Raw genomic sequence first — 15,259 nt, forward strand, 5'->3', positions numbered from 1 at the left:
AGGGCATGGGCCGGACCGGCCCTCGACCGAGCACGGGGATGACCCGAGCGAACCATCCGGAGGATCTTATGGTCATGATTCCAGGTCACGCAGCAAATCACTCGCGCCTGCTTGCCTTCCTGGTCGCGCTGGTTCTGCTCCTTGGCGCGGCAAGCCAGGCACCGGGTGACGCCACCACCATAAAGGAGACCGATCCCATGGTCCTCGAGAAATTGGAATGGTTTCAGAATCAGAAATTTGGTTTGTTGATGCACTGGGGTCCGTACTGCCAGTGGCAAATTGTCGAAAGCTGGAGTCTCTGCCCCGAGGACGAAAACTGGTGTGAGCGACGCGGCGAATATGCTGGAGATTACTGCCAGTACAAGGCCGCGTACGATAACCTGAAGACTACGTTCAACCCCATCAAGTTCGATCCTGACTTATGGGCCGAAGCCGCCAGCGCCGCCGGCATGCGCTATGTCGTTTTCACGACCAAACACCATGATGGCTTCTGCATGTTTGATACCAAGGAGACCAATTACAAAGTCACCGCTGATGATTGCGCTTTCAGTTCCAATCCCAGGGCTAACATTACCCGGGAAATCTTCTCTGCGTTCCGTAAACGTGGATTCGGAATCGGCGCTTACTTCTCAAAAGCGGATTGGCACTGCCCCGACTACTGGTGGCCCAAATTTCCGCCGTTCGACCGAAACGTTAATTACGATATCAAGAAGTATCCCAAGAAATGGGAGAGCTTCAAGGAGTTTACCTACAATCAGATTAAGGAGTTGATGAGCGATTACGGCGGCGTCGATATCCTCTGGCTTGACGGGGGATGGGTGCAGCCCATGACGCCGACCTCGCCGCGTGAGGGTAAAAATCCCTGTGACCAAAACATCGATATGCCGAAGATTGCAGCCATGGCGCGTTCCAAGCAGCCGGGCCTCATCATCGTGGATCGGGCGGTAGAGGGTAACTATCAGAACTATCGCACGCCAGAACAGGAGATACCCGACACCGCGCTCGACCACGTCTGGGAAACCTGCATGACGATGGCCACGGCCTGGACATACGTCGCAACCGACACCTACAAGCCGACCTCGCAACTGATACATTATCTCGTCGAAATCGTCGCCAAAGGCGGCAACCTGCTGCTCAATATTGGTCCCAGCGCTGAAGGCGAATTCGCACCGGCGGCATTGGATCGTCTTGAGGGCATTGCCGCCTGGATGAAGGTGAATAGCAACGCCATCTACAGCACGCGGGCCGTGCCGCCTTACAAAGAGGGCAAGATCTGTTTCACTCGAATGCCGGATAGAAGCATCAACGCCATCTATCTAGCCGATGAAGACGAGCTGCAGCCTCCGGAGAAGATAACCATCAACGCTTTCATTCCTGAAGCAGGGAGTACGGTCACGATGTATGGCGTGAAGGCGCCGGTCGCGTGGGAGCGAGCCGCCGTAGGATTTACTATTCGTGTCCCGGAAGCGGCGCATATCAATCCGCCCTGCAGGTATGCCTGGGCTTTCCACTTTTCGGTGGAGTAACGATGTGGCGCTCTTGGCGGCGACTCACTCTTCTCGTAACGTTCTTGTGCGGCGTGACGCAAGTTGGCGCCGCACCTGGAAATTTCATCTTGGTCCAGGACGGAAAGAGCGAGGTTGGCGTTTGTGCGGGTACCGACGTCCCGGCGCCGGTATATGCAAGCATCGATATCCTCCGTCGGTACATCAGAGAAATTTCCGGCGTTGATTTGCCGCTAATCCACAGCCTATCCGAGAAGAGTCCTCAGATCATCGTCGAGATTGGCGCGAGTCGCGATCCCAAATTGAGCGTGGCGGATCTCGGTAACGACGGCTTCCGCCTCAAAACCACTGGCAAGGACCTGGTTTTTACGGCCAAGACCGCCGACGGATTTCAAAACGCCGTGTACACCTTTCTCGAATCCTACCTCGGTTGTCGAAAGTACAGCTTCACGGTGGAGGTGGTGCCGCAGAAGACCACAATTATACTCCCCGGCATGGACGACCAGCAAATTCCACAACTGAGCTTTCGCATGCAGGACATACGCGATGCTGCATATGTCGCCTGGCACAAACTGGACACCAACGACGATTTTGGCTTGTTCGTTCATACGTTCAAGGAGCTGGTTCCACCGGATAAATACTTCAAGGAGCACCCGGAATACTTTTCTATGTTGAATGGAAGCCGTACACCCGAGGGCCAGCTATGCCTTACAAATCCCGACGTTTTTAACATTGTCGTCGAGGAACTCCGCGCTCGAATGAGTGAAAAGCCGGGCTCGAGCTTCTGGTCGGTTTCGCAGAATGATACCTACGCACCTTGCGAATGTGAATTCTGCCGCGCCGCCGGCCAGGCCGAAGGCGCTCAATCCGGATCGATCCTGGCCTTCGTGAACCGGGTTGCCGAGAAATTCCCCGATCAAACAATCTCGACGCTGGCATACCAGTATTCACGTTCCGCGCCGCGGCGCATCAAGCCGAGGCCCAATGTGAATATCATGCTCTGCAGCATCGAATGTAACCGCAGTAAGCCGCTTGCTGATGATCCGGGCAGCGTATCCTTTGTGAAGGATGTCAGGGATTGGGGCAAACTCACGCATAACATTTTCCTGTGGGATTACGTTATACAATTCCGCAATCTTGTGAGTCCATTTCCGAACTTGCGCGTGTTGCAACCGAATATTCAATTCTTTGTGGAAAGCGGTATCACATCGATATTCGAGCAGGGACTGCCCGTTATGCATGGTGAGTTCGCCGAGCTTCGGATTTACTTGATCTCTAAGCTGCTGTGGAACCCCTATGCCGATGTTGATGCCATCATTAACGACTTCCTGCAGGGATACTACGGCCGGGCCGCGCCATTCATCAGACAGTACATCGATATCATGCATGACGCGCTGGCGGCATCCGGCGAGGACCTCTCCATTTACGGATATCCACTGACTTCAAGCGACGGATACCTATCCCCGCGCATGATGCAGAGCTACAGCGATCTTTTCGCCAAAGCGGAAGCGGCGGTGAATGATGATTTGGAAATACTTTCGCGCGTGCGCACCGCTCATCTGCCCGTGCAGTTCGCAATACTGGAACAGGCCAAGGTCGCCGGGGATGCCGAGCGGGGATGCTTTGTGAGGACCAGCGCAGGCGTACTACAGACAAAACCGGAAATAGAGTCGCTTCTGGCTCTGTTCGTCCAGCGTTGCCGGGAAGCAGACATTCCCAGGCTGTGGGAGCATGGTACTTCTCCGGATGAGTACTTCGCATCGACCCGGAAGTTTCTTGAGGGCAGCACGAGACCGCATCTCGCTCTGTCCAGCCCGGTCGTGCTGACCCGGCCCGCCAGCCAGAAGTATCACCAGGGCGATCCCGCGGCTCTGACCGATGGATGCAAGGGCTGGGATGACTATCACACCCATTGGCTCGGGTTCGAGGGGGAGGATATGGAAGCGACCCTTGACCTCGGTGCGGTCAAATCGATCTCGGCCATCAACACCGATTTCCTGCAAGACATAAATTCCTGGATCTTCATGCCGCTTCTGGTAACATTCTCGATCTCAAAGGATGGAATGGGCTATCGCGAGGTGGGGAAGACCGAGAACACGACAGCGCCGGAAGAATGGGGCGCCATCATCGCGCCGTACAATGTCACATTCGAATCATCCCGGGCGCGCTACATCCGGGTCAAGGCGGTCAGCGTGAAGAGTTGTCCGGCCTGGCACAAGGGATCCGGAGGGCCCGCATGGATCTTCATCGACGAGATATCGGTACAATAGGAGCCGGACATTGAGGAATATTCGTTCGATCGGGCCGCTGCTCGCATTCATCGTGGTGATTATTTCAATAGCCACTCCCGCGGCGGCACAATCCTACCGGGATGCGCGTCTCCCTGTCGAGACGAGGGTCCAAGATCTTCTCTCTCGCATGACGCTCGAAGAAAAATTCTGGCAGCTCTTCATGCTGGCCGGAAGTCTTGACGAAGGCGTCGCGAGGTATGAACACGGCGCCTTCGGTTTTCAGCCGCGGAACTACTGTGACAGCGCGAGTGCAATGGTCTGTGCCAACGATCTGCAGAGGCATTTTGTCGAGAAGACCCGGCTGGGCATCCCGGTGATCCTGTTCGAGGAGGCATTGCATGGCGTCGTTCAACCGGGCGCCACATCCTTCCCGCAGGCCATCGGGCTGGCGGCGACGTTCGATACAGACCTGATGCGCGAGGTTTCACACGCCATAGCACGGGAATGCCGGGCCCTCGGCATCCGCCAGGTGCTGTCGCCGGTCGTTAACATTGCAGATGATGTTCGCTGGGGCAGGGTGGAAGAAACCTACGGCGAAGATCCGTTGCTGGCCGCGGACATGGGCGTGGCCTTTACGTCGGGATTCGAACAGCAGGGAATCATCACCACCCCAAAGCACTTTATTGCCAATGTGGGAAACGGCGGCCGCGACAGCTATCCCATACATTATAGTGAACGCCTGCTCCGCGAGATTTATCTCCCTCCATTTGAGGCGTGCATCCGCCGGGGCGGCTCCAGATCAATCATGACCTCGTACAATTCCCTTGATGGCGTTCCCTGTACCGCCGGCGATTGGTTGAACGATAAATGGCTCAAGCATGAGCTGGGTTTCTCAGGTTTCGTCATTTCCGATGCTTGCGCGGTCGGCGGCGCCAATGGCCTCCATGGCACCGCGCGTGATTACACTGATGCCACGGCGCAAGCGATCAAAGGCGGACTCGATGTTATCTTCCAGACTTCCTTCGACCATGCCGGGCTGTTCTTTCCGGCGTTTCATGAGGGACGAATACCGCCGGAAGTGATCGATAGCGCGGTGGCGCGTGTGCTAAGGGCCAAGTTCGAACTGGGATTGTTTGATCAGCCCTATATCGACACCGGCGACGCCATCTCAGCGCCGGAACAGAAACAGCATGTTCTCCTGGCCCGCCGGGCGGCCCAGGAATCGATCGTGTTGCTCAAAAATGACCGGCAGACGCTGCCCCTGAACCGGAATCTCAAGCAGATCGCCGTTTTGGGTCCGGATGCCGCCGAGGCGCGACTGGGCGGATACAGCGGTCCCGGCAATGATAAGGTCAGCATTATCGATGGGATTAAGAACAAGATCGGTCCATCGACCCAAATCGTGTATGCCGAGGGTTGCCCCCGGGTTTCCCCAGACTATACAACCGTTCCGCCGGAGTTTCTGTCCTGCGTTCAAGACGATACCCTGAGAAATGGATTGATTGGATCTTACTATAACAATATCAATCTCTCCGGAGATCCCGTCTTCACCCGCGTCGACCCGCAGATTCAATTCCAATGGACGTTGAATTCTCCTGACCCACATAGGCTTCCCGACAATTTTTACTCTGTGCGCTGGATCGGCAAGCTTAGGGCGCCCGCGACAGGATGGGTCAAGATTGGCGTTGAAGGCAATGACGGCTATCGGCTGACCATTGACGGCGTATTGGTGATTGATAACTGGCACAAGGTTTCCTTCCGCAGCCTGGCCGCCGAACATCACTTCGAAGAGGGCAGGGAATATGATTTGCGCATTGAGTATTTCGAGCCGACCGGCAATGCCCGGCTTCGGCTGGTTTGGAACTACGGCATGGAGACCGGCGGCGATTCCGCGATCAACGAGGCCGTCGCGCTTGCTGCCCGGAGTGATGCCGCGGTTGTCGTGGTGGGCATTGAAGAAGGCGAATTCCGGGATCGCGCGAATCTTGATCTGCCCGGCCGCCAGGAGGCGCTGATCCAGCGCGTCGCGGCCGCCGGCAAGCCGACGGTCGTCGTACTGGTCGGCGGCGGCGCCGTCACCATGACCAGCTGGCTTGACAGTGTGCCGGCCCTGCTGCATGTATGGTATCCGGGCGAAGCCGGGGGGGATGCCGTCGCCGACGTGCTCTTCGGCGATTACAATCCCGCGGGACGCTTGCCCATCACCTTTCCCGTGTCAGTAGGTCAATTACCATTGGTCTACAATCACAAACCCACCGGCCGCGGCGATGACTATCTGGATCTCACGGGTCAGCCGATGTTCCCGTTTGGATATGGCATGAGCTATACACAGTTTGAGTACAGCGATCTGCGATTGGTGGAGCGCCAAATATCCGCAGGCGGCGCCGCTGCCGTACATTTCATCGTGAAGAATGCGGGTGCGATGGAAGGTGACGAAGTCGTACAGTTGTACATTCGCGATGAGCTCGCTTCGATGGCGCGCCCTGTCACCGAACTCAAAGGTTTCCAACGGATTCATCTGAGAGCGGGCGAGACCAGGGCATTGCACTTCATCATCGGCCCCGACATGCTTTCGATGCTCGACCGTGATCTGAAGCCCGTGGTCGAGCCGGGTGATTTCCGCATCATGATTGGTGCTTCATGCAAGGACATTCGTTTGCGGGAAACCCTTACCGTCGCCAGGGAGAATGAGTAGCAGAGGATCCCACCCGGCCTGCCTGGCGCTCATTATATCACTTGCCGACATTTCTCATCTTGACTCCCTTTGAGGGGCGGTCTATTCTGAAAACTCGTTCATGATATGAACAATCGTTCACTAAGGAGATGACGTGGATAAGATTCCATCCCAGCGACGTCAAGCTCGGAAAAAAGATGAGCGCAACTGGCAGCGTAAGAAGATACTGGATGCGGGGTTAGACGTTTTCGCCAGGAATGGCTACGAGGGAACATCGGTCCGGGAAATAGCCGAGATATCCGGATTCAGCGTCGGGCACATCTACAACCTTATTGGCAAGAAGGAGGAATTATTCGATCAACTCCTCCTTCAGGAAGGTTGTGATTTTGAGGGGGTCTTGCTTTCTTTGACCGAAAGACTATCCCAGCAGCCCGCGATTGAAATCCTCGATCAACTCATTGTGGAGATCCTCAGCTATTTTCAAGAACGTCCCGCGCTTTTTCAAATTTATCTCAATGAGACCGGGGCCGTGCTGGCGGCGATCGATACTCACTTCTCGAAGCGTGTGCTTCGTCTCCGGGGACGCCTCCAAAAACAAATTGTAACGCTTTTTAAGCGGGCGTTTGAAGAGGGATCAGTGATTGAAATTGACCCCGAACATATGAGGATTGCGTTCTTTCAGCTTCTGAATGGCTTTCTGGGAGCGTGGGCGCTTGCGCGCTATCGTTATCCCGTTGTCAACGAGGCGAAGACCATTCGACAAATTATCTGGAGCGGCCTTCGCTCAAAATGATTAAGGTAATAATGTGAACAGATGTGCTTTTGAACACCTTGTTCGAGGAGGTTTTTGTTTCATGGCTATTGGGAACCGTGCTGGGCGCATGCGCCCACAGGGAGGAAGTTCCATGCTGTCCCGTGCAATGAAATTCACGAGAAATGTGGTTCTGGGCGCTTTCGCAAGCGTTCTAATGCTTGCGGGATGCGGCAAGAATGAGGCTCCGCCGCCACCCGGCGAACCGGTGGTTTCTGTGGTGACGATCGAGGCTCAAAGCACAGCTCTGACAACCGAGTTGACCGGGCGTACGGTTGCCTACCGCATGGCCGAAATCCGGCCCCAGGTCAACGGCATCATCCAGAAGCGTCTGTTCGAGGAGGGTTCCGAGGTGAAGGCGGGGCAAGCGCTCTACAAGATTGACCCCGCTCCTTACCAGGCCGCCCTGGACAATGCGCGGGCGGCTCTGGCCAGGGCGGAGGCCAACTTGACCACAATTCAATTGCGAAAAGATCGTTTCGAAAAACTGCTACCGGATAATGCGGTGAGCCAACAGGACTACGACGATGTGACCGCGGGGTTGAAGCAGGCCCAGGCCGAAGTCGAATCCTGGAAAGCGCAGGTAAAGCTGGCCGACATCAATCTGGTCTATACCGATGTCATTGCGCCTATCTCCGGCCGCATCGGAAGATCCAATATAACCGAGGGCGCCATCGTTACGGCCTATCAACCCCTTAATCTGACAACGATCCAGCAACTCGACCCCATTTATGTGGACCTGCCTCAATCCACCACCGAAATGCTGCGCCTGAAACGGCATCTGCTGGACGGGAGCGTCAAACAGGATGGCGCAGACCAGGGAAATATCCGGCTTATCCAGGAAGACGGGATGGTTTACCCCTTGGCGGGCACCCTGCAGTTCCGCGACATCTCGGTGGATCCAAGCACCGGTTCGGTTGTTCTGCGAGCGCTCTTCCCCAATCCCGACGGTGCGCTTCTCCCGGACATGTTTGTTCGCGGAATCGTGACCGAAGGCATCAACCAGCAGGCCATCCTGGTTCCCCAGCAGGGTGTTGCCCGTGATTCCAAGGGTGATCCGTTTGCTTGGATCGTGGATGCGGAGGGTCATGCTCAAATCCGGAGACTCGTTATTGATAGGGCCATGGGCGACAAATGGTTGGTTTCGGAAGGTCTTGCCCCCGGGGATCAGCTTGTCGTCGAGGGATTGATGAGCCTGCGACGACCCGGTGCAGCAGTGAAAGCTGTTCCTTTCAAAGAGGGTGGTTCGCCTGGCGGGCTGGATGAACATTCACATCAGCCGGCGACTCAATCGAATTAACGGAGGCGTAAGATGTTATCAAGATTCTTCCTGAAGCGTCCTGTCTTCGCTTGGGTCATCGCTATCTCCATGATGGCGGCCGGCGGTCTGGCGATCTACAATATGAGCATCTCCCAGTATCCCCCCATCGCCCCGCCGTCCATTTCCATAACAGCGTTCTATCCCGGGGCTTCGGCCGAGACCGTTGAAAATACGATTACCCAGATCATCGAGCAGAAGATGACGGGTCTCGACAACATGTTGTACATATCCGGCATGAGTTCTTCGTCGGGCATGTCTCGTCTTGAGTTGACCTTCGCCCCCGAGACCGATCCCGATCTCGCCTGGGCCAAAGTTCAAAACAAGCTTCAACTGGCCATGTCGAACCTGCCGGATGTGGTGCAACGCCAAGGGGTCAAGGTCAGCAAGTCCACTAGGAATTACCTGATGATCGTCGGGCTCATTTCCGAGGATGGCAGCCAAAACGGCGACGCGCTACGGGACTACGCCCAGTCGAATATGGAAAAGATCCTGTCCCGTGTGCCCGGCGTGGGCGAAGTCGAAAATTTCGGGTCCCAGTATGCCATGAGAATCTGGCTCGATCCCGACAAACTGACCAGCTACAATCTCACCATCGAAGATGTTGTCATGGCGCTCAGGGTCTACAATGTAGAAGTTTCCGCTGGGCAGTTCGGCGCGGCGCCGGCAGAGGAAGGCCAGCGCTTGAACGCGTCCATCGTAGTCCAGCATCTGCTCCAGACCACGGACGAATTCGCCGCGATCCCCATCCGCACCAATCCCGACGGCTCCACGGTAAAGATCAGTGATATCGGCAGGACGGAAGTGGGAAGCGAGCGCTACGATGTGCTGGCAAGTTACAACGGCCATCCATCCGCCGGATTGGCCATCCGCCAGGCGGCCGGCGCCAACGCATTGAAGACGGCCGATGCCGTCAAGACGACCCTGGAAGAAATGAGTGTGAATTTTCCGCCGGGGATGAAGGTGGTGTATCCCTACGATACGACCCCTTTCACCGTGGTGGCCATCAACGAGGTGGTCAAGACCCTCATCATCGCGATCCTGCTCGTCTTCGTTGTCATGTACCTTTTCATGGGCAACATCCGGGCCACCATGATCCCGACCATCGCCGTTCCGGTGGTCATCCTGGGCACCTTCGGCGTCCTTGGGCTGTTCGGATTTTCAATCAATATGCTGACCATGTTTGCCATGGTGCTGGCCATCGGACTGCTCGTTGATGACGCTATCGTTGTCGTGGAAAATGTTGAGCGGGTCATGACGGAAGAGGGCCTCTCCGCCCGGGAGGCGGCGGTTAAGTCCATGGGCCAGATCTCCAGCGCCCTGATCGGCATCGGGCTGGTGCTGGCCGCCGTCTTTGGGCCCATGGCTTTTTTCCCCGGTTCCACCGGCATCATCTATCGCCAGTTCTCAGTGACCATCGCCGCCTCCATGCTTCTTTCGGTGGCCGTGGCCTTGATCCTCACGCCGGTCCTTTGCGTATCCTTGCTCAGGCCGGTGCCCCCCGGGCACGCCCCCTCGGATCAGGCGTTGCCGATCTTCCGTCCTTTCTTTCGGTGGTTCGACCGCAGCTTCTACAATCTCAGGGATCGTTATGTGAAATTGACGGGGCGCATGCTGCGGCACCGCCTTATCTCTCTCGTCGTGTATTTGCTGATTGTGGCGGCGATGGGGTACATGTACCAGCGGATGCCGACCTCGTATCTCCCAGATGAGGATCAGGGGATGCTGATGGTCCAGGCCATTTTGCCTTCGGGCTCCACCCTGGAGCAGACCGCGGAGGTCATGGACCAGGTCAGGGAGTACTTCCTGACCCAGGAATCGGATGCCGTCGAATCCTTCATGGGTGTTCCCGGCATGAGTTTCGGTGGCCAGGGGCAGAACATGGGCTTGGGTTTTGCCAAGCTCAAGGACTGGGATCTGCGTCGCCATCGAGATCTCAAGGTCGAGGCCGTGGCCGGCCGGGCCATGCGAGCCCTCTCTCAGATCAACTCGGCCATGGTTTTTGCCTTCGCGCCGCCGGCGGTGATCGAACTAGGCAATGCCACAGGGATCGATTTCCAGTTGCAGGACCGCGGTGGCTTGGGGCACGCGGCCTTGATGGCCGCCCGCAACCAGCTGCTGGGCATGGCCGCCCAGGATCCGCGGCTTGTTCGCGTTCGCCCCAACGGCATGGAGGATGTGGCTGAATACAGGCTCGATGTGGATTGGGGCAAAGCGGGCGCCCTGGGTGTTCCCATCGCCTCGATCCACAACACCATCGCCGCCTCCTTTGGCAGCGCTTATGCCAACGATTTCATTCAGGGTGGACGGGTCAAACGGGTTTTTGTTCAAGCTGACGCCCCCTACCGCATGTTGCCGGAGCATATAAATAAGCTGTATGTGCGCAACACCGTGGGCAAGATGGTCCCATTTTCTTCCTTTGCTTCCGGGCACTGGGAATCCGGTTCGCCGCTGCTGGAGCGTTTCAACGGCTTCCCCTCTCTGAACATCTGGGGTGAACCTGCACCCGGGAAGAGCACCGGCGACGCCATGAAGGCCATGGAGGAGATCACGTCAAGATTACCCAAGGGAATTTCTTATGACTGGACAGGGCTTTCTTACCAGGAACGCATGGCCTCGTCCAAGACAGGCCTGCTGTATGGGTTTTCCATCTTCGTGGTCTTTCTCACCCTGGCGGCCTTGTACGAGAGCTGGCCTATTCCTCTCGCCATCCTGCTGACCATGCCCCTCGGGATTATCGGAGGTGTGATAGCAACGGGCATGCGGGGTTACACAAACGACGTTTATTTCCAGATCGGGCTGCTGACGGTCCTCGGTCTGACGACCAAGAACGCCATCCTGATCATCCAGTTCGCCAGGGGCAGGGTGGATGAAGGCATGGAGTTGATCGAGGCGACACTTGAAGGGGCCCGGTTGCGGCTGCGCCCGATCGTTATGACATCCTTGGCCTTCGGGTTCGGCGTCCTTCCGCTTGCCTTCGCGGCCGGGGCCGGATCGGGCGCGCAAACCGCCATCGGCACCGGCGTGCTGGGCGGCATGATAACATCCACCATCCTCGTCATCTTCTTTGCGCCCTTGTTCTATGTGTTTATTTATAAGGGCCTCGGCAAGTACAGAGAACGCGCGTCGGTCGTGCCTGCTGGCCCGAACCCGCCGAAGGGGGAGTCGAAATGAAACGGCTGAGTCAAGCCCTCTTGCTGGCCCTCATCATATTCAGCGGGGGTTGTACAATGGCCCCCAAGTACACCCGTCCCGCGGCCACCGTTCCAGTGGATTGGCCCGAGGGTCCCGCCTATGCGGAACGTCCCGCCTCTTCCGCATTCCTTTCGGCGGCCGATTTGAGTCCGCAGGAGTTTTTCCTGGATCCGCGTTTGCAACAGGTCATCAACCTGGCCTTGGAGAACAATCTGGATCTGCGCCTGGCCGTTCTGAACGTTGAAAAGGCGCGCGCTTTTTATAAGATCCAGCAGGCGGATCTATATCCGGCGATCAGCGCGTCCGCCCACGGGTACAAACACAGGACATCCGCGGATCTTTCCTCATCGGACGCACCCTCAACGAGCGAGGAATACGGCATCGATGTCGGCATCACCGCCTGGGAGATTGATCTGTTTGGTCGCGTTCGAAGCGAGAAGAACCAGGCCATCGAAAAATATCTAGCATCCGACGCGGGCCGGCGCGCCGCACAGATTTCTTTGGTGTCCGCTGTTGGTTCGGCCTATCTGGCGCTTGCGGCGGCGCGCGAACAACTCCTACTTGCACAATCCACGCTCGAGTCCCAGGAAGAATTCTATGGGATTATCGAGAAGCAATATCAAAATGGACTGGCCACAAAGTTGGACCTGCGCCGGGCGCAGACGACGGTAAATCTTGCCCAACGGGATGTCGCACAGTACCAGCAGTGGGGCGCGCAGGGAGAGAACGCATTGAATCTTCTTGTTGGAAGCCCTGTTCCCGCCGAGTTGCTCCCGGAGCGTCTGAGCAAGGTTTCCTTACCCCGCGATTTTCAGATGGGACTTTCCTCTTCCGTCCTTCTGAGCAGACCCGACATCATGGCGGCTGAGCATCAACTGAAAGCGGCGAACGCCTATATCGGTGTGGCCCGCGCGGCTTTTTTCCCCCGAATTTCCTTAACGTCACTCATCGGGACGGCGAGCAAGGGGATCTCCGGCCTCTTTGATTCCGGCTCGGAAACCTGGACGCTCAATCCCATGATTGGAATACCCCTCTTCGATGCCCGCGCTTTTCTGGCGCTCCAATTCACCCATACCGATCAAGAGATCGCGCTGACCCAGTATCAGAAAGCCATCCAGACGGCCTTCAAGGAGGTCGCGGATGCCTTTGCGGTCGAGGGTACGATCGATCAACAGGTCGCCGCCCAGGAATCTTTGGTCGAGGCCACTGAGGAGATCTATCGTCTGGCGCAGAAACGCTATACCGGTGGAATCGAGAGTTACCTCAGTGTACTGGATGCGCAGCGCTCGCTCTATGGATCCCAGCAGGGGCTGGTGGGGTTGCGCTTGGCCAAACTCACCAATCAGGTGCAACTTTATGCTGTATTGGGTGGAGGCAACGGTGCCGGCCGATGACCGTGGCGGTTTAACGAAGACGATCATTAGGTAACGGCAACCTTTCTTTATGAAGAAGAGGCCCGCGCGCCCTCTTCTGCTTAGCTCCGTTCCCGGCTATAATTAAGGGATGCGGTGAGGTGGAGCGATCACCCCGGGGCAACACAAGCAGGAGGCCGATCATGGCGTCATCAAGAGGGTTTGCAGCAGCGGCGTTCATCACTGGGCTGGTTTGGATAGCTATCCTTTCCTTTCACTCGGCGGCCCTGGCCGTCGTGACATTTACCGACATCAATGCCGGTCTGGTCGGCACCTACTACGGTGATACGATCTGGGGGGACTACGACGGCGACGGGGATCTCGATCTCCTGGTGACCGGGGGTAGCTCAGCTTCAAGTCCCATCACCCGCCTCTACCGGAACGATGGCGGAGGGACCTTTACTTTTTTGTCCAACCTGCTGCCGGACCTCATCTTTGCCGCGGCGGCGTGGGGCGATTACGACAACGATGGGGATCTCGACCTGGTGCTCCACGGTCGCGAAAGCGTTGATTCCGTGGTGCACCGCGTGTACCGCAACGACGGTGCGTTCGGCTTCCACGACATCGACGCCGGACTCCCGGAGATGCTTGGCGGATCGACTTGCTGGGTCGATTACGACAACGACGGGGACCTCGACATCTTTGCGACGGGCAGCCGGCCTGATGGTCCTGTCGATATCACGCGGATTTTCCGCAATGACGGAGTCAACACGTTCACCGAGATGGCCGCCGGATTTCCCGATCTTTCAGGGAGTTTCGGCGCTTGGGGCGACTACGACAACGATGGGGATATGGATCTCCTGTTCACGGGCGTCGATTTATTGCCCTTCGAAAAAACGATTTCAGCCCAGACACACCTCTACCGCAATGATGGTGGCACCTTCACAGAGATACCGACCGACTTCCAGGCGTGCGGATATGGTTATTCCGCCTGGGGTGACTATGACAACGACGGGGACCTCGACGTCGTGATTGCAGGGTTGGACGAAACGGAGGCACGCCTCACGATCATCTATCGCAATGATGGCGAGGCCCTCTTTACCGACATCTCCGCGGGCCTGGTAGGAGCCAACAACTGCGCTGTCGCGTGGGGAGATGGCGACAACGACGGGGATCTGGATCTTCTGCTGACCGGGTCGCAGGCCATAAGCGACCCCATTACCATCTTCTACCGCAATGACGGCGGAGGGAGTTTCGTTCCGACCACTAACAACCTGCTGCAGGTGGGTGAGGGATCGGTCGGCTGGGGCGACTATGACAACGACGGCGACCTCGACCTGGTCGTAGCCGGCCGCAGAGAAGGCATGCTCTACTCCACCATCTACAGTAACTACGGCGCATCGGCCAACACGCCGCCCGTCGCCCCGACCGGACTCGCCGCGACCTTCGCCGACGATCGTCTGGTGCTGAGCTGGCTTCCGGCATCCGATGCCGAGACGCCGACGGCCGGGCTTTCATACAACCTGCGGGTCGGCACCTCCTCGGGCGGATCCCAGATCATGTCGGCCATGGTGATCCCGGCCACCGGCCACCGAACGATCCCCGCGCTCGGCAATGCGCAGCAGTGCCTTTCCTGGTCACTGGATGCTCAGGCCGAGCAGTACTACTGGAGCGTCCAGTCGATCGACGGCGCCTTCGCCGGATCGGTTTTTGCCGCTGAGCATAGTTTCTCGATCGCCGATGTGGTCGTTCCGGAGTCGTCGGAGCGTCTTCGGCTTCATCCCAGCGCACCGAATCCTTTCCATAGCGAGGCGGTCATCTCCTATGAATTGGCTGCCGCGGAACCGATCCGGCTGGCGATCTATAATGCGTCGGGCCGCTGCGTGCGGGTGCTTCTTGAAGAGACCGTTTCGGCCGGCCCGCACCATCTCGCTTGGGACGGAACCGACGATCAAAACCGCCCCGTGGGATCCGGTTTCTATTTCTGCCGGTTGGAAACGGGGGGGCGGAGCGAGACCAGAAGCATCGTGCGGATCGAGTAAGATATCCGAAGTTGTTATATAGCATGGGAGTCTTCGGTCATGAAGCCGGGCCACCGCCCGGCTTGACCATCCAACCTTCTTTCGCCCCAAAACGTCTAAGTTAATAAGGCCTGTGATAGGTTTCGGCTTGT

At 57.3% G+C, this 15,259-nt stretch carries 8 protein-coding genes; all 8 read left to right on the forward strand.

Annotated elements, in window-relative coordinates:
• The first annotated feature begins 74 nt into the window (after window positions 1–74).
• The 8 genes from KJ970_02500 (at window position 75) to KJ970_02535 (ending at window position 15,128) form a co-directional block, all read left to right on the forward strand.
• Window positions 75–1,526, forward strand: a complete 1,452-nt coding sequence (locus KJ970_02500; protein MBU2689769.1) for an alpha-L-fucosidase — start codon at window positions 75–77, stop codon at window positions 1,524–1,526.
• Window positions 1,527–1,528: 2 nt separating this feature from the next.
• Window positions 1,529–3,775 (forward strand): DUF4838 domain-containing protein, encoded by a 2,247-nt coding sequence (locus KJ970_02505; GenBank protein ID MBU2689770.1) that lies wholly within the window; start codon window positions 1,529–1,531, stop codon window positions 3,773–3,775.
• A 148-nt stretch (window positions 3,776–3,923) separates the two neighbouring features.
• The gene (locus tag KJ970_02510) at window positions 3,924–6,431 is read left to right on the forward strand and encodes a glycoside hydrolase family 3 C-terminal domain-containing protein (GenBank protein ID MBU2689771.1); all 2,508 of its coding nucleotides are present in this window, start codon (window positions 3,924–3,926) and stop codon (window positions 6,429–6,431) included.
• Between the two features lie 133 nt (window positions 6,432–6,564).
• Window positions 6,565–7,203 (forward strand): TetR/AcrR family transcriptional regulator, encoded by a 639-nt coding sequence (locus KJ970_02515; GenBank protein ID MBU2689772.1) that lies wholly within the window; start codon window positions 6,565–6,567, stop codon window positions 7,201–7,203.
• Between the two features lie 112 nt (window positions 7,204–7,315).
• A complete protein-coding gene (locus KJ970_02520) occupies window positions 7,316–8,521 on the forward strand; it encodes an efflux RND transporter periplasmic adaptor subunit (protein MBU2689773.1) in 1,206 nt (401 codons plus the stop codon).
• Window positions 8,522–8,533: 12 nt separating this feature from the next.
• The gene (locus KJ970_02525) at window positions 8,534–11,713 is read left to right on the forward strand and encodes an efflux RND transporter permease subunit (protein ID MBU2689774.1); all 3,180 of its coding nucleotides are present in this window, start codon (window positions 8,534–8,536) and stop codon (window positions 11,711–11,713) included.
• Window positions 11,710–13,128 (forward strand): efflux transporter outer membrane subunit, encoded by a 1,419-nt coding sequence (locus KJ970_02530; GenBank protein ID MBU2689775.1) that lies wholly within the window; start codon window positions 11,710–11,712, stop codon window positions 13,126–13,128. Before KJ970_02525 ends, KJ970_02530 begins: the two co-directional genes overlap by 4 nt.
• Before the next feature lie 161 nt (window positions 13,129–13,289).
• The gene (locus KJ970_02535) at window positions 13,290–15,128 is read left to right on the forward strand and encodes a VCBS repeat-containing protein (protein MBU2689776.1); all 1,839 of its coding nucleotides are present in this window, start codon (window positions 13,290–13,292) and stop codon (window positions 15,126–15,128) included.
• Window positions 15,129–15,259: the final 131 nt, after the last annotated feature.

It is taken from the genome of Candidatus Eisenbacteria bacterium (assembly GCA_018831195.1).
Taxonomy (GTDB): Bacteria; Eisenbacteria; RBG-16-71-46; order CAIMUX01; family JAHJDP01; genus JAHJDP01.

Excerpts from the sequence above, each read along its gene's own strand:
- KJ970_02510 (MBU2689771.1), top strand. The coding sequence starts at position 3,924 with ATGACGCTCGAAGAAAAATTCTGGCAGCTCTTCATGCTGGCCGGAAGT.
- KJ970_02500 (MBU2689769.1), top strand. The coding sequence starts at position 75 with ATGATTCCAGGTCACGCAGCAAATCACTCGCGCCTGCTTGCCTTCCTG.
- KJ970_02535 (MBU2689776.1), top strand. The coding sequence starts at position 13,290 with ATGGCGTCATCAAGAGGGTTTGCAGCAGCGGCGTTCATCACTGGGCTG.
- KJ970_02520 (MBU2689773.1), top strand. The coding sequence starts at position 7,316 with ATGCTGTCCCGTGCAATGAAATTCACGAGAAATGTGGTTCTGGGCGCT.
- KJ970_02530 (MBU2689775.1), top strand. The coding sequence starts at position 11,710 with ATGAAACGGCTGAGTCAAGCCCTCTTGCTGGCCCTCATCATATTCAGC.
- KJ970_02505 (MBU2689770.1), top strand. The coding sequence starts at position 1,529 with ATGTGGCGCTCTTGGCGGCGACTCACTCTTCTCGTAACGTTCTTGTGC.
- KJ970_02525 (MBU2689774.1), top strand. The coding sequence starts at position 8,534 with ATGTTATCAAGATTCTTCCTGAAGCGTCCTGTCTTCGCTTGGGTCATC.